Consider the following 21,475-nt stretch of genomic DNA (forward strand, 5'->3'; position numbering starts at 1 on the left):
TCGCCATGGTAAATAAAATAAAACTAGCGAGAATGGAAAAGGGTTGGACTCAGGAACAACTTGCAAGCAGGGTTAAAGCAACAAGACAAACTGTCGGACTTATAGAAAAAGGCGAATACAACCCAAGCCTTAATCTATGCATTGCCATTTGTAAAGAGCTTGGGAAGACATTGGACGAACTATTTTGGGAGGGGTTTTAATATGAAATCATTTTTAAATTACTTACTACCTGATGATGAGTACAAACGGACTCGTATTCTTTATTTTCTTGCAGAAAGTGTGGTTATACTGGCGGTAGGATTACTTATATTTACAGGGCTAAATATTTATTGGTTTGAGATAGGGGAGCTCGATCTCACTTTTACATTATTTCTAATTTATATTTTCATTATCTTTTATGTGTATCTACGTTATATCTTTTCTGGTATTGAGTTCACTTCTGTTTATAACAAAAAGCAATATAAGAGAGAACGGCAGCTAAGGGTTAAAACAGCATTTGCTTCAGGGGTCGTATTTTTATTGGTAAATTTTTTTCTTAAAGGCATCCCAACTAATTTGGAAGAATGGCTGGATATAATTGGGCCTTCCGTTTTATTTATCGTGTTTTTTATTCTATTTGATTTTATATCTCTCAAGCGCTCTTTTAAGAAAAATAAAGAATTAACGGATGATTAGGGTTTGGCTTCAAGCATAAGAATACGTGTTTTCTAAACAGTATGATAAAATAGGGACATTTCAATGGAAGGGATGTTGAACAATGCAGTATGTAACTTTGAATAATGGATTAAAAATGCCTCAGCTTGGATTTGGCGTTTGGCAGGTACCTGATGAGGAAGCAACCCCTGCTGTAGAAAAAGCAATTGAAGTTGGCTACCGCTCTATTGATACCGCGAAGGTGTATGCAAATGAAAATGGTGTCGGAAGTGCAATTGCAAACCAAAACGTACCACGCGAAGAACTATTTATTACCACAAAGGTCTGGAACAGTGACCAAGGCTATGAAAATACGTTAAAGGCATTTGATGCGAGTTTAGAAAGATTGGGACTAGATTATGTTGACCTCTACTTAATTCATTGGCCAACACCGAAATTTGACGAGTATGTGGAAACATATAAAGCACTAGAAAAATTGTATAAAGATGGTCGAGTAAAAGCTATTGGGGTGTGTAATTTCAATATCGACCATTTGGAACGTCTGTTGGATGAGTGTGAGGTGGTACCTGTCATTAACCAGGTTGAATGCCATCCTTACCTACAACAAGCTGAGTTGAAAGACTTCTGTGACAAGCACAATATTTATTTAGAAGCATGGAGTCCTTTAATGCAAGGTGGAGAGGTATTAAATAATAGTGTTGTAACAAATATTGCTGAAAAATATAGCAAAACACCAGCACAAGTTATTTTACGCTGGCACCTGCAATATAATAATGTTGTAATTCCTAAATCTGTTACCCCTTCTCGAATAGAAGAGAACTTTAATGTATTTGATTTTGAGTTGAGTGAAGAAGATATGAAAGAAATTAAAGGGCTGGACCGCAACGAAAGAAAAGGTGCAGAACCAAGTGAAATGAACAAACGCTAATAAAAGGAACCAGATACAGCATATCTGGTTCTTTTTTTAATATTAGCAGGATTAGCAGGATTTTTTGCTGTTAAGGCGAAATAATAAGATGTGAGAAATTTTTCACACTAACATTAAAAATCGATAAGATGTAACGAGGCGTTTTATCCATTTTGGAAGGAGTGATGGTTTATGAGTGCAAATAAAATGAAGAAAGAGTTCAAAGCCAATAACTACAAAATGGAGGAACGTTCAAGTTAAATAGACTGTTCCTCTGTAAAACAGGAGGAAAAGGATTGACGAATTTAGAGAAAATGGGATGGACCCAACCTATAGAAAAAGAAGAACACGACAAACTTGCTAGAGTGATAACAGTTCAAAAGAACAGCTACCGCCTTTCCGACGGCGATATGGAATTCTTGGCCCAGGTGAGCGGGAAATATTTGCATACTGCCAGTGGGACACTTGATTTTCCTGCCGTTGGTGACTGGGTGGTAGTAGAGAAGTTATATGATGAAGAAAAGGCAGTGATAAAAGAGCTTCTCCCTAGAACGAGTCAGTTTATACGGCAAGCAGCTGGCGAGCGAACGGAGGCTCAATTAGTAGCAGCTAACGTGGATACTGTATTTATAGTTAACGCGCTCGATCATGATTTTAATAGCAGACGGATTGAACGCTATATACTATCCACCTATGAGAGCGGTGCTACTCCTGTAATTATTTTCACCAAAAAGGATTCGTGTACGGTGGAAAGACTGGAAGAAGTTATTTCCTCTACAGAAGAAATCGCGTTAGGTGTCCCCATCATTTCTGTTAGCGGAAAAACAGGAGAAGGGCTGGATCAATTACTGTCTTATCTACCATCAGGCAAAACCGGGGCATTGCTAGGTTCGTCAGGGGTAGGAAAATCGACATTAATTAATACACTTCTAGGTAAAGAAATACAGGAAACAAGAGGAATTAGGGAAGACGATAGCAAGGGACGGCACACCACCACCCATAGGGAGATGTTTCGTTTGCCAAATGGAGCACTCTTAATTGATACTCCTGGTATGAGAGAATTGCAACTATGGGAAGGCGAAGGAGCAATGAGCGCCACGTTTCAGGATGTGGAAGCACTGGAGGAAGCGTGTCGGTTCAAAGATTGCCAACATGACACGGAACCTGGTTGTCGGGTGAAAGAAGCAATGGATAATGGAGAATTATCTATGGACCGATTTCAAAGCTATCTTAAACTGCAGCGAGAGCTGGCATATGAAAAAAGAAAGCAAAACCAAAAGGCTTTAATGGAAGAAAAGAATAAATGGAAGCAGATTAGTAAAGATCAAAAAAAGAAATACCGAGCAAGATAAACAAACCCTCTTACAGTACCAGCACTGTAAGAGGGTTTGTTCATTTATGAAAAATGAAAGACACGTTTGACCAAATCCTCATATTCCTTAAAATAAGTTGGAATATCTTTTGGCTCCAAGCCAACATACATTGCTTCACAAATGGACTCGTTGTACCATTTTTGTCTGCCTACGCCAGCGTTGAAATTTCTCCACGCAACTTCTGATCCTAATTGTTTAATATCTTGTTCTTGTCCTAGTAAGTTATCTAATTTATCAGCCACAATCAAATATTTTACTTCCTTTGATCCGTCTCGAATAGTATCAATTGTATGCTGTTTTCTTTCCTCCCAAGATTTTGATTTATCTTCCGTATGGGCTGCAACAAGTTCGGCTACTTTGCTCCCAAAGTGATTCTCCATGTCCTGTATCTCGTATGGTGTATCTTCCACAACGTCATGCAAATATGCTGCACAAATAAGCTCCTCGCTAAATTCTTCTTTCTCTAATCGTTCTGCTACTCTAATCGGGTGTGTTACATATGGTGCATTAGAGTTTTTTCTTGTTTGTCCCTTGTGTGCCATTTCGGCAAATTTTTTTGCTCTTTCCCTCAATATCGTCGCCTCCTTAATACATAGGTTAATATGCCGTCTATTTCGCTTATCGTTATTGTATAGGTTTGTTCCCAAACTGTGCAATAATAAATCAGTCAGTGGGTCTTCTCTTTCATTTAAGAATAGAAACAAGTAAACTGGTTCTATAATAGAAATTATTGATGTAGTTCTAGTTAAGGAGGCCGTACATAGTGGAAGAAGGTATAAATAGAAGAAAAACAGAACACATCCGTCTTTGTTTGGATGATAATGTGGAAGGGGTTAATAAATCAACAGGGCTAGAAGGAATATCCTTTATACATAATGCCCTTCCTGAAATAAACTTTGCAGATATAGACTTGCAGACTTCCTTTTTAAATAAAGCCCTTAAGGCGCCATTTTTGGTTAGTTCCATGACTGGTGGAAGTGAGCTGGCTGCAAAAATCAATCAGAATCTTGCTATTGCTGCGGAAGAGAAGGGCTGGGCAGTAGCGTTAGGCTCGACGAGAGCGCTACTTGAGAGTGATGCACATAAAGAGTCATTCTTAATTAGGAAGCAGGCACCTAATGTACCACTTATCGCAAATCTAGGTGCGGTTCAATTGAATTATGGCTATGGAGCCGATGAAGCAGAGCGAATTGTAGAGCTAACCGAAGCCGATTCCTTGGTGCTACATTTAAACAGTTTACAGGAGGCAGTTCAAGATGGCGGTGATTTGAATTTTGAAAACCTCCTGCCTAAGATTGAAGCTGTTTGCAAGCAGCTCCCTGTTCCGGTTGGTGCCAAGGAAGTTGGTTTTGGCATTGATGGCACGGTGGCAGAAAAACTTTATAATGCTGGAATATCCTTTATTGATGTAGCAGGAGCTGGTGGGACATCCTGGAGCCAAGTGGAAAAATTACGCTCAGAAGATCCATTAAAGAAAGCAGCTGCAGAAGCATTTAATAATTGGGGATTACCTACAAAGGATTGTATTGTATCTGTTAAAAGTAGTAATGCAGCAGTTCCTGTCGTGGCAAGTGGCGGAATGAAGACGGGAGTCGATGCAGCGAAAGCTATTACACTGGGCGCAGATGTGATTGGCTTTGCTAGACAGCTGTTACAAGCAGCTACCGAGTCTGCAGAATCTGTTATCCGAACGATGGATCAAATTGAACTAGAGTTAAAAATGACGATGTTTGGTATCGGAACAAAATCTTTAAATGAATTAAAAAACACCGATCGCGTCATGGTGATGGGGAAATCATTACTAAATAAAACAGCTGGGGAATAATCCTCAGCTGTTTTTCTATTTGTATCGCTTTTCGATGAGAGCCACAGAGCTATAATGTTTTGCTGTGTGGTTATGACAAGCAAAAAGCGAAAGAAATCAGATAGGAAAGCTTATCATCGTGGTGATGACGGGCGATAGGTAGATCTGATCTATGCTTTTCTTAACCTAGCAACAAAAAGATATGGAATCCATACGATAACAATGATAATTATAGAGGCGCCGAGAATTCCCGTGGTTATTTCCTCCGCAATAGTACCGTATTTTTCTGCGAACATTGAATGTATAAGGCAAATAATAAAACTCTCTACCCAGAACCTTGGTATAAGGGACTTTCTAAGATGTCCTCTTTGAAAGTGGAAGTATAAGTAGGCGGAGATGATTAACAATATAAGACCTGGAAGCACACCATCATCCGAAATAATGTGAGACTCTCCCAGATAGATAGAGATATAACTGCCGATAATTAGTAAGGGGTACACACGGGTTGCTGCTCGAAGCCAAGCCCTGAAGTGGACCTTTTTGGTTTCTTGCTCTTCACGCATCATTTCCTGATATTCTTCGTCAGAGTTATCTTCCTCTGGTAAGGTGGTGTCTTCCATTTGAGAGAACCATTCTTTGTTTAAAGAATCAGCTTGCTTCAGCCAGTCGCCTTCAAAAGTAAAAGGTAATTGCTTCTCCCCCTTTGCAATCGATTGAAATCTTTCCTCATCTTCCATGTCGTACAGATTTAAACTGGAAAAAAGGAGAGGAATCTGATTTTCCTTCAATCCTTGTAGCCATGTATTAATAGCAGTATCCATATAAAACGGCACAGTCAAAATTTGTTGCTGGTCGTTTTTCTCATAGACAATGTATAGAACAGGGGCAAGTGCCATACGTGGTACTTGCTCCGCGATGCGAGACTTTGTATAAGCATGGTTATCCTTTATTAAATAAATGGACGCCACTACATATTGGATGTGGTTAAAGTTAATGGTGCCTTCGCTGTCTGTTTTATTGTCTTCGTTCCAGGTATGGTATGTAATTTGGTTTTTCCCCAAACGGTAAGAGGAAAGATGTCGGTTTCGCCAAACCATTCTCTTTAAGACGCGCGTGAGTGCAATACATATCCAAATACCTAATGGAATAAGAAGTATAAATAATAATAGCCATGTTTTCATATAAACGGCGAATAATACAGGCCCGCCGATTATAAATGTTAACCCTAGCAAGAGGCCGAGCGTGCTGAATAGGAATGCCGTCACCCACCAAAAAGGTTCCATCTGTCTTTGTTTATGTTCATGTATGTATGATTCGTTATACATGTAGGCACCACACTCCATCTAATGGTTAAATATATAGCTAGTAGCTAGATATCTAATGAACAATTAATAATTATAGCAAAAAAGAGATAATAGTGGGGGAACCAATGGCATTATATCCAGAAATGTTTTTATCAAAATGGCATTTAATTATAGTTTTTTGGACTGGCATCGTACTGTTTGGTTTAATTATCGGAGGATACTCGAAAAAAACCATCATCTCTTCTACTATAAAGTGGCTAGTAGCCATTTACATCATTGTTACTGTTCCAATTGCTCTTTTCACGATGGATGCAAAGCATATGGAAGAAGAAATGGTTGCGGGGCTGGATGAGGTTTATCAAACAAATAAAGGGAAAGTCGAAAATGATCATTTAGTTGCATATGTCGGTTCATTTGAGGATGAAGACGGCGATTTTGAAGTCAAAATTTATGGTGGGAACTACGATAATTCAGAGAAGTTTTCCGGAAACGTAACAATTCTTATTTATGGCGAAGATGGTTCGCTTCTGAAAGAAGAGACGTATGAAGGGATTTCTTTAGAGCCTGGGGATAGCATTGAACTTGATAATTACTTTACAACAAATGAAGCACCAGCTAGATTTCAGTATGCCTTTGAAGGATAGGTTTTGGATACGTTAGGGAAAGGGTATGATACTTAAAAAGCGACTAGGAGGAAAAGTAGATGCCCTGGACCATGAATGATTACCCGTCTTCAATGAAAAACCTGCCAGATATAACAAAGAAGAAGGCAATAGATATTGCCAATTCCATGCTTGACGAAGGATACGAGGAAGGAAGAGCTATTCCGATAGCCATCGAACAGGCAAAAGAGTGGCGAGATAACGCAAGTAAAAAAGAAGTTGAAGAATATGAAGATAGCGGTAAGCCAACGAAACGATCTGAAGAGGGAAAGCGATATGATAATAACCCGGAACGTTTAGAAGAGGGTGAACATGTTTTGTCCCACGAAGATGGATGGGCAGTTTCATCAAGTAACGCGAAGAAACCAAGCGATGTATTCGCTAAAAAAGAGGATGCTATTAAGCGTGGGCGTGAAATCGCTAAAAATAAAGGAACATCTTTAACCATTCATAAAGAGAATGGAGACGTACAAGAAAAACAAAACTATACAAATGAGTCGTAATCACTCCCCTTAGGAAGTGATTATTTTTTTACTCCTTACCAAATACTAAGGGAAATGGCGAAGGAGGAATAACGTGGATCAGAATGAAAGACCAAAAGAACACCATAAATTTATCCCTATGACTTCCATTACAAGCGGTGGGGGAATTGAGGTAAAAGAAGATGTATATTATTATACAGATCAAATAGTTAATATTGGATTTATTGGGCATCCGAGTAGTGATACGTGGGTATTAGTCGATGCTGGCTTACCTAATGCAGCACCAGAAATTAAATCAGTGGTGGTAGACAGATTTGGACGGAATAGTAAGCCTGCAGCAATAATCCTGACGCACGCTCATTTTGATCATGTAGGCGGCTTGTATGACCTTATACAGGAATGGGATGTCCCTGTTTATGCCCATGAGCTAGAACTACCATATCTTCAAGGTGAAAAAGATTACCCTGAACCGGATACAAACGTGGAAGGTGGAATGCTCGCAAAAATGTCCTTCCTGTACCCACATGAGGGGATTGATTTAGGTTCATCTGTACAGCCATTACCCTCAGATCAGCGGGTGCCTTTTCTAGATGACTGGAAATGGCTTCATACACCGGGCCATTCCCCTGGCCATGTATCCTTGTACCGGGAAAGTGATGGGCTATTATTTTCTGGGGATGCCGTGATTACAGTAAGGCAAGATTCTCTTCATAAGGTTCTCCTGCAACAGTCAGAGGTAAATGGTCCACCCAGGTATTTGACGACAGATTGGCAGGCAGCATGGGAGTCGGCGCGTATCTTGGCAGACCTAAAGCCAAGCGTTATGATTTCCGGACATGGTTCGGCTATGGAAGGTGATAAACTTACAAAAGGGATGGAAAGACTTGTTCGTGAATTTGAAAAAGTAGCTGTGCCTGATTTTGGTAAATATGTAGACAAAGGAAAGCTCCATTAGATAGCCTTACTTCAAGACATTCTGACTTCTGTAAAATAAGCACAATACTTCATTTGAAATAGGAAGCTATGCTACAATATTTACAGAAATGAGGTGGAATAAATGCAAATAGAAATTTGGTCAGACTTTGTATGTCCATTTTGTTATATAGGAAAACGTAGATTGGAAAAAGCACTAGAAGCATTTCCTCATAAAGAAGAAGTAAGTGTAATATACAAGAGCTATGAGCTTGATCCCAATGCAGAAGTAAACCCTGATAAAACGATTCATGAGCTACTTGCCGGAAAGTATAATATGCCGGTAGAAAGAGCGAAGCAAATGAATGAGGATATGGGGAAACAAGCAAAGGAATTAGGACTACAATATAACTTTGATGAAATGAAGCATACAAATACGTTTGATGCACATCGTGTTGCTAAATATGCAGCAGAACAAGGCAAGGGTAAAGAAATGACGGAACGACTACTATATGCCTATTTCACAGAATCTAAGTTAATCAGCGATCACACGACGTTAATTGACCTAGCATCAGAAATTGGGCTTGATGAAGATGAGGTAACGACTTTACTAAAAGTAGATGATTATGCCATTCATGTCCGGGCAGATGAAGAGCAGGCTCGTCAAATAGGCGTGGAAGGTGTTCCTTTCTTCGTATTTAATGAGAAGTATGCTGTTTCTGGTGCTCAGCCACCTGAGGTCTTCACAGAAGTCCTTGAAACAGTTTGGCAAGAAGAAAAAGAGAAGCCGGTACTAACATCTTTAAATCCTAAACAGTCCAAGACGACGTACTGTACGGATGAGGGTTGTGAAACGGAATAACAAATATGAAAGTCTAAGTCTGTGGAGGTTCTCCACAGACTTTTTTGGTAGGTAGGATGCATGAGATTTTTATCCAGGAAGCAAAGACATTGTAGCTAAAATATAGAAAAAACACGTATAAGAAAAACGTAACATCCGTTAGAAGACGAGCGAATGCAAGCTTTTCTACTATAATATCCAAGAAGAATTAACTAGGTAAAAAGACAGAAATATGGAAAACCTTTCACAATATATTGACGAGGCCTCATAATCTGTTATAATAAAAAACAGGCTAATTGATAATGAATATCATTATTAATCATTGATAGGGGAACAAGAAATACGGCATTAGACATAGAAAGAGAAGGTCATTATGAAAATACGTTATTACATCCTGATCCTTGGTGTACTCTCCATAACCTCTGTATTTATCGGAGTATCGAATGTAACACCATTGGACTTATTTCATTTAACACCAGAGCAGGCTAACATACTTTTAGTCAGTCGACTACCAAGATTAATTAGTATTCTCATTGCCGGAATGAGCATGAGTATATGCGGGTTAATCATGCAACAACTCAGCAGAAATAAATTTGTTTCCCCAACAACAGCGGGTACGTTGGATTCTGCAAGGCTAGGCGTACTTGTGTCGATGATGGTATTTGCATCAGCAAGCCCATTACAAAAAATGCTAGTATCTTTTGTTTTTGCACTCTTGGGCACGTTTATATTTATGAAAATATTGGAGAAAATCAAGTTCAAGGATACGATTTTCATTCCTTTAGTAGGTCTTATGTTTGGGAATATTATCAGTTCCGCGTCAACGTTTTTCGCCTACCGTCATGATCTTATTCAGAACATGTCCAGTTGGATGCAGGGTGACTTTTCAATGATAATGTCAGGGAATTATGAACTGATGTTTATTAGTATCCCTATCTTGATAATGGCTTTCTTATATGCGAATAAATTTACCATTGCTGGAATGGGAGAAGACTTCTCTCGTAATCTTGGCCTTAACTATCGTCAGGTTGTAAATTTGGGGTTAGTAATTGTAGCTCTTGTAACGGCTTCTGTCGTATTGTCAGTTGGACTTATTCCATTTCTTGGGTTGATTGTTCCGAATATTGTTACCATTTATCAGGGCGATCATCTGAAGAAAAGCTTAATACATACAGCATTGCTTGGGGCGATATTTGTTTTAATGTGTGACATTATTGGCAGAATCATTATCTATCCATATGAAATACCAATTAGCCTGACAGTTGGTGTTATTGGCAGTGCGATCTTTATTTACATGCTGCTAAGGAGAAGAAAATATGGGCTATAAAAAGAAAACAATCATACTTGCTGTTATCGCATTGGCTCTTGCATGTTTGTATATTTTTTACAATCTGACTGGAAATATAGGCTATATTTTACCTAGAAGGATCATTAAAGTAGTAACGATAATTATGACAGGCGGGGCTATTGCGTTCGCGACCACCCTTTTTATGACTGTTACGAATAATCGTATTCTAACACCTAGTGTGCTGGGGCTTGACTCTCTGTATATGTTGATTCAAACCATTATTATTTTTGTGCTTGGTTCGAGATCACTTGTGATGTTGAGTGGTGAGGTTAACTACCTCGTTTCGATTGGGATGATGGTAATATTTTCACTTATTCTATATCAATGGTTATTTAAGAGTGAGGGGAGCAATATTTACTTTTTATTGCTAATCGGGATGATTCTAGGAACCTTCTTTGGTAGTTTAACATCGTTTATGCAGGTACTTATTGACCCAAATGAATTTTCGTTAGTACAGGACAGGATGTTTGCCAGTATTAATAACGTAAATACAGACCTTGTCTATTTATCAATTGTCATTCTGGTGTTGGTCGCTCTCTATTTTGCCAGGCTTTATAAGTATTTAGATGTACTGGCACTTGGTAAGGATGACGCTATTAATCTTGGGGTACCTTACAACTATGTCGTAAAGCGGCTGTTAATCATTGTTGCGATACTGATTTCTGTCGCAACAGCACTTATTGGACCAATTACGTTCCTCGGCCTACTTGTTGTCAATGTCGCATATGAATTCTTAAAAACATATCGACACTTTTACATTATTATCGGCTCTATGTTAATCAGTATTATTGCACTTCTTGGTGGGCAGTTCCTTGTAGAAAAAGTGTTTGTGTTTGAGACGACTGTAAGTGTCATCATTAACTTTATTGGTGGAATTTACTTCATCTATCTTTTGTTAAAGGAGAATAAATCATGGTAACTATCAAAAATGTCTTCAAGTCATATAACGAAAAAAAAGTAATCGAAGATGTCTCTTTACATATCGAAAAAGGAAAAATCACTTCCTTTATCGGCCCAAATGGTGCTGGAAAGAGTACACTTATTTCCATGATCAGTCGCTTGATTACGAGAGATAATGGGGATATAACCATTGATGGGAAAGACATACTCAAATCAAAAAACAATGAGCTAGCCAAAAAGATCTCGATCTTAAAACAATCAAATGGCATTAATTTAAAATTAACAGTGCGAGAGCTCGTTTCCTTTGGGCGCTTTCCATATTCGCAAGGAAAGCTTACGAAGGAAGATTGGATAAAGGTGGAAGAAGCGATTGACTACATGGAGTTGCGGGAAATGCAGCATAAGTTCCTAGATGAACTTAGTGGGGGCCAAAGGCAACGTGCCCATATTGCAATGGTAATTGCACAGGATACAGAATATATTCTGCTTGATGAACCACTAAATAATTTAGATATGCGACATTCTGTACAGATCATGAAAACCTTGCGTCGCCTTGTAGACGAATGGGGGAAGACAATTGTAATCGTGATACACGATATCAATTTTGCTTCCTGTTACTCGGATAATATTGTGGCATTAAAGGATGGAAAGATTGCAAAAACAGGCCGCACATGTGATGTGATTGATGAGTGTGTACTTAAAGAAATATATGATATGGACATTGATATTAAAAATATTGATGACCGCAGAATATGTGTCTATTTTTAAGAAGTAAAAATAAAAAAACCCTTATAAAGGCGAACTGCACGGGAATGCAATGCCGATATAAAGGAATCAACGTACTTGTATTTTATATGAAACAGAGAAAATGGTAAATATATATGCTTACAGAATATAAGCCAGGGAATGAAGCCTGGATTAAAAACCAAATATTGAGGAGAATTTAATATGAAGAAGCTTACGATTATTCTTTTAATGGGACTTTTAGCGCTTGTTATGGCAGCTTGTGGAAATGACGCTAGTGGTGAAGGAACGAGTGGAGAGGAAGCGAGTTCTGAAAAGATCACGATTTCCCATGAATATGGAGATACTGAGGTTGTAAAGAATCCGGAGAAAGTTGTCGTATTTGACTTCGGAATTCTAGATACCCTTGATCAGCTAGACGTTGATGTAGCTGGTGTTGCACAAGGAAACATTCCTTCCTATCTTGAAAAGTACAATGGGGATGAATACGAAAATATCGGAAGCTTAAAAGAACCAGATTTCGAGAAAATCTCCGAAATCAATCCAGATGTAATTTTAATTTCAGGACGGCAAGCAGCAGTATATGACCAGCTTGAAGAGATTGCTCCTACAATCTATTTAGGTGTAGATACAACGAATTACATGGAATCATTTAAAGAAAACATGAATAAGGTTGGGGAACTTTTTGACAAACAGGAACAAGTAGAGGAAGAGCTTGCAGCAATTGACGAGTCCATTGCTGGAATAAATGAAAAGGCTTCTGCAACTGATGAGAAGGCACTAATTATTTTGGCTAATGATGACAAGATCAGTGCATACGGTCAAAATTCCCGTTTTGGTATTATTCATGACGTATTTGGTGTGCCAGCAGTAGACGAGAGTATTGAAGCTTCTACACATGGTCAGAATGTTTCTTTTGAATATGTTGTGGAGCAAGACCCAGACCTATTGTATGTAGTCGATAGAGGAGCGGCAATCGGAGGAGATTCAGCTGCCAAGCAATTAGTAGAGAATGATCTTGTTAAGGGAACCACAGCATATGAGAAAGATAATATCGTGTACTTGGACCCTGATTACTGGTACCTATCTGGAGGCGGACTGGTGTCTGTGTCCGAAATGGTAAAACAAATCGAGTCCAGCATAGAATAAACCTTAAATAAAAAGCTTGTAGAGAAACCATGTGTTTTTCTGCAAGCTTTTTTGTATTAAGACCCTATTAATGTTTGTTGACATAACGTTTGGTGGAAACTTAGATTCTATAATGGGTTTAATTATAATAAATTTGGTGAGGACAGTAAGAACAACTGATATACTTATAAATAATGCGGAATATTTTTAAAATAGAGAGTGGGAGGTATAAGTATGAAGATCAAAAGAATAGACCATGTAGGTGTAATCGTAAATGATCTCTCTGCTGCTAAAGAGTTTTTCCTCGATTTTGGGCTTGAAATGTTAGGGGAAGGAGAAGTAGAAGGTAAGTGGGTAGAACGAATTATAGGGCTTAGTGACGTGAGAGAGACGGTTGTAATGTTAGGGATGCCGGATAGTCAGGCAACGTTGGAACTGGTCAAATTTCATACACCGACAGATGAAAAAGGAATTCAGCAATCTTTTGCAAATACCTTAGGGATCAGGCATATTGCATTTGCTGTTGAAGATATAGAATCCGTAGTAGCCAATTTGCAGAATAAAGGTACGGAACTTTTCGGTGAGATACAAAACTACGAAAATGCTTATAAGTTATGCTATGTTCGTGGTCCAGAAGGAATTATTTTAGAATTGGCGGAGAAAATCGGGTAAATATTAGGTTTTAAAGGTACGATTACCATCGACTCGTACCCTCGAACTGTTGCATCGGCCCAGTGGAAACGTTAAAGTGATTACTCACCGTTTATGGTCTGTTTAGGCGCTTTCTAAAGTATCTAAATGAGTGCATTAAAGAGTTGTCGCAAAATGTGGCAGAATGAAGGGAAAGGCGGTTCAGATTGTTACCGAAATGTTACGTTGGTTTGAAAACCCTGTCAAAATAGCTTTTTCAAGGGTTATCGCCTTTCCTGGCACTTGATAAGTGGTAGAAAAGTATGTTTGAATGAAGGGACAACATAATGAAATGAGGGAATTGTTAATGAAGAAGTTGATTTTGTTAGGCTTTGCACTAACTTTAGCTATAGTATTGGCAGCTTGTAATGATGATTCATCGAAAGAGTCCAAAGATAATGAACAAGAAGATAGTGCACAAACGGAAGAAAGTGCACCAGGGGAAAATGAACAGGCGCAGCAATCAACGGAGATAACAGAAGAAGAAAAACTTGATCCGGAGAAAGCAGTAGTTTCTGTTAATGGTACGGAGGTAATGGGAGATAGCTATAATTCAGTATATAGCATGTTGAAAACCCAAATGGCCGGAAGTGGACAAGATGTTTCGGATACGGAAGTAGTCAAAGAACAAGCCGTTAATGTTCTAATCGAACAGCAATTGATTCGTCAAGAAGCCGAAACGCTAGGTTTAGAGGTGACGGATGAGGAAGTGCAATCCGAATTTGACACGATTAAGGAAGAGAATGGCGAGCAATTAACAGCAGTTCTTGATCAGTTTCAGTTGTCCGAAGATGACTTTAAAAGACAACTTGCTGATGACTTGATTACCAATAAATACGTAGAGTCTGAGTTGGATATTAAAGTAACAGATGAAGAAGTCGAAGAATATTACAACAAGTTGAAAGAACAAAGTGGCGATCAGGAAGTTGGTAAACTGGAAGATTTAGAGCCGACTATTAAAAATCAGATAACACAGCAAAAAACTGCAACTGAGCTACAGAGTAAAGTAGCTGAACTAAAAGAAGATGCAGAAGTAGAAACGTTAATCTAAATAGCGATTTCTTATAATGAAAGGAACGTTGGAGTATTTATTATAAAAAAGAAGCGAGATAAAAGTTGATTAAAAGAAATGCCGAATCATTACATCAAAGCCTATAGGCTAGTAATGATTCGGCATTTTTGTGTCATTTGTAGTGTGCTCGTCAATTAGCGAAGTATTTGCTGTAGCGCCGTTTAGGCACCCCTAAGTTGCTTCTTTTATCCCGGTGCAACCGTCCGTAAGACTCCCCCTTTAAAACATGAAGTGAAACCGTGAATTTTTAGTGGGAGTAAACGGACGCTAACACCCCGATTCGTTCTACTAACAATCAGTGGGGGAAGAATGAAGACCTCCACTAATTGAAGTTTCACTTTATAATTTGGTCTAACTGATGGAAAAGCTGCTGCATTTCTTCATCCGTTCCAATTGTGATGCGTACGTAATTTTCAATGCGTGGCTTGTTGAAATACCGAATTAGGATGCCAGATTCCTTAAGCCTCTCGTAGAGCTCTTCTGCAGGAATTGTTTCATGTGTAGTGAATATAAAGTTTGTCTGAGATGGCAGAACGGTAAACCCACGTTGATTCAATGCACTAATCGTCCATTCTCTTGTGATTTTAACTTTCTCTGTCATGTCAGCATAGTAATCGGTCGCTTGAAACGCCGCCTCCGCTCCCGCGATAGCAAGTCGATCCAAGGTGTAAGAGTTAAAAGAATCCTTTATACGCGTAAGACCTGAAATCAAATCCTCATTTCCAAGTGCATATCCCACTCGAAGGCCGGCAAGCGACTTTGACTTAGACATGGTTTGAATGACCAAGATATTTTCGTAATCTTGAACAAGTCTCACTGCAGATTCACTGGCAAAATCGATGTACGCTTCATCAATAATAACGACTTGATGCGGGTTTTGCGCAGCAATTTCCTCAATAAAATCCAACTCCAGATAAATACTCGTCGGTGCGTTTGGGTTCGGAAAAATGACACCACCTTGCGATTGGAAAAAAGCTTCCTTAGGTATAGTGAAATCTTCTTGTAAGGGTACAGTCTCAAATGGAATATTAAACAGACGTGCATAGACAGGATAAAAGCTATAGGAAATATCCGGGAATCGAATTGTTTTATCTTGATCAAAAAAGGCCATAAAGGAAAAAGCAAGTACTTCGTCTGATCCATTGCCGACAAAAACTTGTTCTTTCTTTAGTCCATGTAAGTCTGCAATTCGCTTTTTCAACTGATCCGCAGTAGGAGATGGATATAAATTGAGACTGTTAGCGGCTTCCTTTTCAATTGCCCTTACCACGGCAGGGGAAGGGGGATAGGGATTTTCATTTGTATTCAGTTTAATGATCCCTGGCTGATTTAACTGTTCTCCAGGTACATAGGGCTCACAGCGGAGGGTGGCTTTGCTCCAAAACCTACTCACTTTGGTTGCCAGCCTTATTAATATGCCGTTTCATTAGCTCTTTTTTTATATCTGATACAGAAACATCAAGCAGCTCCATTAATACCAGTGTATGGTAGGTTAAGTCTGCTATCTCCCAGGTAATCTCCTGTTTATCCGTGTTTTTAGCCCCAATGATAACTTCACTGGCTTCTTCGCCTATTTTCTTTAATATCTTATCAATTCCCTCATTAAACAGATAGGTTGTATATGCCCCTTCTACGGGATTATTCCGACGTTCCTTAATGTTACTAGTCAACATTGGGATAATCTCACTTGCAACTTCTTCTTTTTCGTAGAGTGTATTGTGAAAACACGTTTCCTCTCCAGTATGACAGGCAGGTCCAACCGGCGTTACGTGGATCAATAAGGCATCTGCATCACAATCAAATTTGATTTTCTTAACCTTTTGCTTGTTTCCTGAGGTTTCGCCTTTATTCCAAAGGGATTGGCGCTTCCTACTGTAAAACCACGTTTCACCAGTTTGAATGGTTTTCATAACTGCCTCTTCATTCATATAGGCCAATGTAAGTACCTTAGCACTCTCGGCATCTTGTACGATGGCAGGAATTAAGCCATTTTTATCAAAGGAAAGTTTTTCTATCTCTACCTCCATGATTGTTCACTCCTAACGTTGATTGCTTTCTTCTGTAAATATTGTTTTAATTCTGGAATTGGGATCTCATTATAGTGAAATACAGAGGCGGCAAGGGCTGCGTCTGCATATCCTTCTTGGAGTACATCCGAGAAATGCTCTAATTTCCCAGCACCACCACTTGCGACGATTGGAATATTCACAGCTTCTGCAAGCTGCTTAATTAGATCAAGTTGATAGCCGTTTTTCTCTCCATCTGTATCAATAGCGTTAATCACAATTTCCCCAGCGCCTAGTTCTTCACCGCGCTTTGCCCATTCGATTGCATCTAATCCTGTATTAGTGCGGCCACCTTTGGTAAACACCATCCATTTATTATCTGCTGTTTGCTTTGCATCAATGGATAGTACGATGCATTGAGACCCGAATTTCAAGGCAGATTGTTGAATAAGTTGCGGATTCTCTACTGCTGAACTATTAACTGAAACCTTATCGGCACCTGAGCGAAGGATTTTGTGAATATCATCGACTGTCCTTAGCCCGCCACCAACCGTAAAAGGAATCGCGATCTCCGCTGCTACTTTTTCTACGATGTCAGCAAGTATGTCTCGTTCTTCATTGGAGGCGGTTATATCATAAAACACGAGTTCATCTGCGCCGGCTTGATTATATCGTTGTGCAAGTTCGACTGGATCAGCTACATCCTGTATGTTTTGAAACTTTTTCCCCTTTACTACCCGTCCTTTATCTACATCCAAACAAGGGATTATCCTTTTAGCGAGCATTTGACTCATCCTTTACGATATCTTCAAAAGATAGTGTGCCGTCATACAAGGCCTTTCCGATTATAGCCCCATATAGTTGCAGATTTCTTAGCTGCTGAATATCTTCTTTCGTTGTGACTCCACCTGAAGCAATTACGTTCAGGTTTGTTGCCTGATTCATGGCTTCAAGTTCTTCCAGGTTAGGACCTTGGAGCATCCCATCTTTTAAAATGTCTGTGTATACAATGGTTTCGACGCCGATTTCTTCAAGCTCTTTAACCAAGTCAATGGCACGAATGGTGCTTGTTTCGGTCCAACCATTTGTCGCAACAAACCCGTTACGGGCATCAAGCGATACTGCTATTCGCCCCTTGTACAGCTCTACTGCCTTCTGGAGAAATGGACGATCTGAAATTGCTGCAGTTCCGATAATTACTCTTTCCACTCCTGATTCAACATACCTCTTTATTGTTTCCAGTGAGCGGATACCGCCACCGACTTGTACAGGAATGGGACTTATAGAAGCAATCTCTTCGATGAGCGATTGATTTGCAGATATACCTGATTTCGCTCCATCTAAATCAACGATATGGATAAAGTCCGCGCCTTGCTTTTCCCATTGACGGGCAACATTTAATGGGGAATCACTATATATTTTTTGTTGATTGTAATCTCCTTGTGTAAGTCGTACACACTTTCCATCCTTGATATCTATAGCTGGAAATAAAATCATCTGATCATCTCCCCAAAGTTTTTTAATAGCTGTAAACCAACCGCACCACTTTTTTCTGGGTGGAACTGCATCCCTGTTATGTTTTTATCCTGAACGAGTGCAGGAATAGTCCCTCCATACAAGGTACTTGCGACCAAAGATTGGTTCTCATAATCCGTGACAGCATAAGAATGGACAAAATAGGCATATGCTTCTGGGTTAATACTCCGCAAAATAGCGCTGTTCCCATGCTGGTCTAATGTGTTCCAGCCAATATGAGGAACTTTTACATCTCCCGTTATCCGTGACACAGCACCTTTAAGCAGTCCAAGCCCTTCCCATCTTCCGTCTTCATAGCTCGTTTCATAGAATAATTGCATGCCTAAACAAATGCCGAGTAAAGGCTTTCCGTTTGCAGCCTCTTCCTTTAATACTTTTGCCAATCCTAGACTTCTAATGGCTTCCATCGCGTCATTAAAGGCACCAACTCCTGGGAGAATGATAGCTTTACTTTCCTGGACTACGTTAGGTTCTGTAGTAACGACAGAGGAGAGGCCCACTTTATCTAATGCGAATTGCAGACTCTTTATATTGCCTGCACCATAATCAATTATCGCAATCATTACTTTTCGCTCCTTCTGTGAATAGCGTTGTGCACTTTTTTTACATGAAATTTATTAAAGGGTTCCTTTTGTGGATGGAACTCCTTTTATCCGGCTATTTTGTTGACTTGCTAGATCGAGGGCACGACCTACACCTTTAAAAATAGACTCAATGATATGGTGAGAGTTTTTTCCATATAACAGGTTAATATGGAGTGTCACTTTTGCATTGCTTGCAAAAGCTTGAAAGAACTCTTCTACTAACTCTGTATCAAAACTTCCAACCTTATCTTTTAACCCTTCTACGTTAAATACCAGATAGGACCGACCACTTATATCAAGAGATATGCTAGATAATGCTTCATCCATAGGGCTAGAAACGGTGGCATAGCGTGTTATTCCTTCTTTGCCTCCAAGCGCTTCTCGAAAGGCTTGACCTAGCGCAATGCCAATGTCCTCTACTGAATGGTGCTGGTCCACTTCCAAATCACCATCACATGTAACCTCTAAATCAAATAACCCGTGCTTGCTTAATAGAATAAGCATATGGTCAAAAAAGCCAATCCCTGTCTGGATCGCGGAGTTCCCTTCTCCGTCGATTGAAAGGTCTAACGTTATGTCCGTTTCGGCTGTCTTTCGTGTAACATTACTTTTGCGCATTTTTCCCATCCCTTCTTTGATAAATTGCGTTGGCATGGGCAGTTAGTCCTTCTGTTTCCGCTAAGTGAATTATCGGTTCAGATGCTTCTAGTAAAGCCTCTTGTGAGTACTGGATAATACTTGATTTTTTCATGAAATCATAGACACCTAGAGGGGAGGAGAAGGCTGCCGTTCCACTCGTTGGCAAGGTATGATTGGGTCCTGCAAAATAGTCACCAAGCGGTTCTGGAGAATAATTGCCAAGGAAAATAGCTCCTGCATTTTTTACAAATGGCAATTTGTCAGAAGCATTCTCCATCATCAGTTCTAAATGCTCAGGTGCTATTTGGTTGATAAGGTCGAATGTTTCTTGTTCATTCTTTGTGATAATAATACGTCCAAAATCTTGTAAGGAAGCTTTTATAATGTCTTTTCTTTCTAACATTTCTAGTTGGCTGTACATCTCACTTCTAACTTTTTCAGCTAAAGCGGTATTGTTTGTAATGAAAAAGGTACGAGCACGCTCATCATGCTCGGCCTGTGAGAGCAGGTCTGCGGCAATATATGCTGGAGGGGCGGAACCATCTGCTGCTACACATATTTCGCTTGGTCCTGCAATCATGTCAATGGCTACATCACCAAATACCCACTTCTTTGCCCTGGCGACAAAAGCATTCCCAGGTCCTACGATTTTATCTACCTTAGAAACTGTCTCTGTACCATAAGCTAATGCGGCTATTGCTTGAGCGCCACCGATTTTGTATACAGTATCTACACCCACTTCCCTTGCTGCTGTAAGCACATAAGGATTTACCTTTCCATCTTTCTGTGGTGGTGTCACAATAGCGATTTCCTCTACTTGAGCTAGTTTTGCTGGAATCACGTTCATTAGCACAGAGGAAGGGTAGGCAGCCTTTCCACCAGGGATATAAATGCCAGCTCGACCTATGGGTGTAATCATTTGGCCGAGTGTTATGCCTGGTGACTTATGAAAGAACCAAGACTTTTCGAGCTGCTTTTGATGGAATTCCTCAATGTTTTGTTTTGCTTTCCTCAAGGAATTTATAAAAGTACCATCAACAAGCTCTGCTGCCTCTGTAAATTCCTCCTCTGATACGAGCAACTCTGTAAGCTTTACGCCATCAAATGCTTCGGTATAATCGTATAATGATTGGTCTCCTGTTTGTCTCACCATTTGAATGATTTCTAGTACAGTTTTATCAAGGTTTTGATTATCTTGTTCCAAGGTAGTTGTGTTACGTTCTTCTTCAAGGTATGAGTCAGCCGTTATGATTCTCATATTTTTCCTCCAGTCCTACTGTAAGTCTCTTGATGAATAGCTGAATATCATTTGATTTTGTGGCGAAGCTCGCTTTATTCACAATCAGCCTTGTGCTAATATTTTCAACGTCCTCGAAGACTTCCAATCCATTTTCTTTTAACGTATTTCCTGTTTCCACAATGTCCACTATGACGTCAGCTAATCCGATTAGGGGAGCAAGCTCAACAGATCCATTTAGCTTGACAGTCTCCACATCCAATCCTTTTTTTCGAAAATGTTGTTCGGTGATGTTGGGATATTTTGAAGCCACTGTTAGGCGTTGCTTGGAAGGGGAAAAGTCACCTGCTCTTCCAGCGACAACAAATTTACACTGTCCTATTTTCAAATCTAGTAATTCATAGACATCTGCCTGTGATTCAAGAATGTTGTCTTTTCCTGCGATGCCAATGTCTGCCGCCCCTTTTTCAACATAAGTTGGTACATCAACGGCCTTAACAAAAATTAACTTTATCGAAGCGTCCTCACTTAGAAAAACAAGCTTACGCGTATCTTCATGAAAGTCCTGAAACTGAATCCCTATCTTCTTTAATAAATGAATCGTGCTATCGGCGGTTCTGCCCTTTGCTAGTGCAAGGGTTATATTGGACAT

At 39.5% G+C, this 21,475-nt stretch carries 25 protein-coding genes; 15 read left to right on the top strand and 10 right to left on the bottom strand.

Annotation, left to right across the window (positions count from 1 at the left end):
• Window positions 1-5 precede the first annotated feature (5 nt).
• From ACTWPF_RS17905 to rsgA, 4 genes are all read left to right on the top strand, one after another.
• Window positions 6-200, top strand: a complete 195-nt coding sequence (locus ACTWPF_RS17905) for a helix-turn-helix transcriptional regulator (RefSeq protein ID WP_106895638.1) — start codon at window positions 6-8, stop codon at window positions 198-200.
• A 1-nt stretch (window position 201) separates the two neighbouring features.
• On the top strand, window positions 202-675 hold the full coding sequence (locus ACTWPF_RS17910) for a hypothetical protein (protein ID WP_106895639.1): 474 nt from the start codon (window positions 202-204) through the stop codon (window positions 673-675).
• A gap of 82 nt (window positions 676-757) precedes the next feature.
• Window positions 758-1,582, top strand: a complete 825-nt coding sequence (locus ACTWPF_RS17915) for an aldo/keto reductase (RefSeq protein ID WP_106895640.1) — start codon at window positions 758-760, stop codon at window positions 1,580-1,582.
• A 293-nt stretch (window positions 1,583-1,875) separates the two neighbouring features.
• On the top strand, window positions 1,876-2,913 hold the full coding sequence (gene rsgA / locus ACTWPF_RS17920; protein WP_106898450.1) for a ribosome small subunit-dependent GTPase A: 1,038 nt from the start codon (window positions 1,876-1,878) through the stop codon (window positions 2,911-2,913).
• A 44-nt stretch (window positions 2,914-2,957) separates the two neighbouring features.
• Here rsgA and ACTWPF_RS17925 read toward each other — a convergent pair whose 3' ends face one another.
• Window positions 2,958-3,506 (bottom strand): HD domain-containing protein, encoded by a 549-nt coding sequence (locus ACTWPF_RS17925; RefSeq protein ID WP_199848514.1) that lies wholly within the window; start codon window positions 3,504-3,506, stop codon window positions 2,958-2,960.
• Between the two features lie 191 nt (window positions 3,507-3,697).
• Here ACTWPF_RS17925 and fni point away from each other — a divergent pair, with 191 nt between their 5' ends.
• On the top strand, window positions 3,698-4,759 hold the full coding sequence (gene fni / locus ACTWPF_RS17930) for a type 2 isopentenyl-diphosphate Delta-isomerase (protein ID WP_443150006.1): 1,062 nt from the start codon (window positions 3,698-3,700) through the stop codon (window positions 4,757-4,759).
• Window positions 4,760-4,908: 149 nt separating this feature from the next.
• Here the strand turns inward: fni and ACTWPF_RS17935 are convergent, their stop codons facing one another.
• Window positions 4,909-6,063, bottom strand: coding sequence for a hypothetical protein (locus tag ACTWPF_RS17935; RefSeq protein ID WP_443150007.1), 1,155 nt, complete (start codon window positions 6,061-6,063; stop codon window positions 4,909-4,911).
• Between the two features lie 104 nt (window positions 6,064-6,167).
• On the opposite strand from ACTWPF_RS17935, the gene ACTWPF_RS17940 reads away from it, so the two are divergent.
• The 10 genes from ACTWPF_RS17940 to ACTWPF_RS17985 all read left to right on the top strand — a co-directional run bounded on the left by ACTWPF_RS17940 (window position 6,168) and on the right by ACTWPF_RS17985 (window position 14,800).
• On the top strand, window positions 6,168-6,686 hold the full coding sequence (locus ACTWPF_RS17940; protein WP_443150008.1) for a hypothetical protein: 519 nt from the start codon (window positions 6,168-6,170) through the stop codon (window positions 6,684-6,686).
• Window positions 6,687-6,745: 59 nt separating this feature from the next.
• Entirely contained in the window at window positions 6,746-7,207 is a 462-nt protein-coding gene (locus ACTWPF_RS17945) for a DUF2188 domain-containing protein (protein ID WP_161464310.1), read from the top strand.
• A 73-nt stretch (window positions 7,208-7,280) separates the two neighbouring features.
• Entirely contained in the window at window positions 7,281-8,141 is an 861-nt protein-coding gene (locus ACTWPF_RS17950) for an MBL fold metallo-hydrolase (protein WP_443150009.1), read from the top strand.
• 102 nt (window positions 8,142-8,243) lie between these two features.
• The gene (locus ACTWPF_RS17955; RefSeq protein ID WP_106895646.1) at window positions 8,244-8,960 is read left to right on the top strand and encodes a DsbA family oxidoreductase; all 717 of its coding nucleotides are present in this window, start codon (window positions 8,244-8,246) and stop codon (window positions 8,958-8,960) included.
• A 352-nt stretch (window positions 8,961-9,312) separates the two neighbouring features.
• Window positions 9,313-10,266, top strand: a complete 954-nt coding sequence (locus tag ACTWPF_RS17960) for an ABC transporter permease (protein ID WP_238019502.1) — start codon at window positions 9,313-9,315, stop codon at window positions 10,264-10,266.
• Window positions 10,256-11,206: an iron chelate uptake ABC transporter family permease subunit gene (locus ACTWPF_RS17965; protein ID WP_119578531.1), complete on the top strand. Its 951-nt coding sequence runs from the start codon at window positions 10,256-10,258 to the stop codon at window positions 11,204-11,206. The genes ACTWPF_RS17960 and ACTWPF_RS17965 overlap by 11 nt, the downstream gene beginning before the upstream one ends.
• Window positions 11,200-11,955 carry an iron ABC transporter ATP-binding protein gene (locus ACTWPF_RS17970; protein WP_036577084.1) on the top strand — a complete coding sequence of 252 codons (756 nt, stop codon included), beginning with the start codon at window positions 11,200-11,202 and terminating at the stop codon, window positions 11,953-11,955. Before ACTWPF_RS17965 ends, ACTWPF_RS17970 begins: the two co-directional genes overlap by 7 nt.
• A 180-nt stretch (window positions 11,956-12,135) precedes the next feature.
• Window positions 12,136-13,080 carry a siderophore ABC transporter substrate-binding protein gene (locus tag ACTWPF_RS17975; protein WP_443150010.1) on the top strand — a complete coding sequence of 315 codons (945 nt, stop codon included), beginning with the start codon at window positions 12,136-12,138 and terminating at the stop codon, window positions 13,078-13,080.
• Between the two features lie 213 nt (window positions 13,081-13,293).
• A complete protein-coding gene (locus ACTWPF_RS17980; RefSeq protein ID WP_161464418.1) occupies window positions 13,294-13,731 on the top strand; it encodes a VOC family protein in 438 nt (145 codons plus the stop codon).
• 325 nt (window positions 13,732-14,056) lie between these two features.
• On the top strand, window positions 14,057-14,800 hold the full coding sequence (locus ACTWPF_RS17985; protein ID WP_106895650.1) for a SurA N-terminal domain-containing protein: 744 nt from the start codon (window positions 14,057-14,059) through the stop codon (window positions 14,798-14,800).
• 355 nt (window positions 14,801-15,155) lie between these two features.
• On the opposite strand, the gene hisC is transcribed toward ACTWPF_RS17985, so the two are convergent.
• From hisC to hisG, 8 genes are read right to left on the bottom strand one after another with little or no spacing between them, the layout of a single operon-like run.
• Window positions 15,156-16,214 (bottom strand): histidinol-phosphate transaminase, encoded by a 1,059-nt coding sequence (gene hisC, locus ACTWPF_RS17990; RefSeq protein ID WP_161464419.1) that lies wholly within the window; start codon window positions 16,212-16,214, stop codon window positions 15,156-15,158.
• Entirely contained in the window at window positions 16,207-16,848 is a 642-nt protein-coding gene (hisIE, locus tag ACTWPF_RS17995) for a bifunctional phosphoribosyl-AMP cyclohydrolase/phosphoribosyl-ATP diphosphatase HisIE (protein WP_443150011.1), read from the bottom strand. Before hisIE ends, hisC begins: the two co-directional genes overlap by 8 nt.
• Window positions 16,839-17,612 (bottom strand): imidazole glycerol phosphate synthase subunit HisF, encoded by a 774-nt coding sequence (gene hisF / locus ACTWPF_RS18000; protein WP_106895653.1) that lies wholly within the window; start codon window positions 17,610-17,612, stop codon window positions 16,839-16,841. Before hisF ends, hisIE begins: the two co-directional genes overlap by 10 nt.
• The gene (gene hisA, locus ACTWPF_RS18005; protein ID WP_443150012.1) at window positions 17,602-18,324 is read right to left on the bottom strand and encodes a 1-(5-phosphoribosyl)-5-[(5-phosphoribosylamino)methylideneamino]imidazole-4-carboxamide isomerase; all 723 of its coding nucleotides are present in this window, start codon (window positions 18,322-18,324) and stop codon (window positions 17,602-17,604) included. Before hisA ends, hisF begins: the two co-directional genes overlap by 11 nt.
• The gene (gene hisH / locus ACTWPF_RS18010; protein WP_443150013.1) at window positions 18,321-18,926 is read right to left on the bottom strand and encodes an imidazole glycerol phosphate synthase subunit HisH; all 606 of its coding nucleotides are present in this window, start codon (window positions 18,924-18,926) and stop codon (window positions 18,321-18,323) included. The genes hisA and hisH overlap by 4 nt, the downstream gene beginning before the upstream one ends.
• A gap of 54 nt (window positions 18,927-18,980) precedes the next feature.
• A complete protein-coding gene (gene hisB, locus ACTWPF_RS18015; RefSeq protein WP_443150014.1) occupies window positions 18,981-19,565 on the bottom strand; it encodes an imidazoleglycerol-phosphate dehydratase HisB in 585 nt (194 codons plus the stop codon).
• Window positions 19,552-20,844, bottom strand: a complete 1,293-nt coding sequence (hisD, locus tag ACTWPF_RS18020) for a histidinol dehydrogenase (RefSeq protein WP_443150015.1) — start codon at window positions 20,842-20,844, stop codon at window positions 19,552-19,554. The genes hisB and hisD overlap by 14 nt, the downstream gene beginning before the upstream one ends.
• Entirely contained in the window at window positions 20,825-21,475 is a 651-nt protein-coding gene (gene hisG / locus ACTWPF_RS18025; RefSeq protein ID WP_161464515.1) for an ATP phosphoribosyltransferase, read from the bottom strand. The genes hisD and hisG overlap by 20 nt, the downstream gene beginning before the upstream one ends.

Origin of the sequence: Oceanobacillus sp. M65, assembly GCF_052246275.1 — a bacterium.
Classification (GTDB): Bacteria; Bacillota; Bacilli; order Bacillales; family Amphibacillaceae; genus Oceanobacillus_B; species Oceanobacillus_B jordanicus.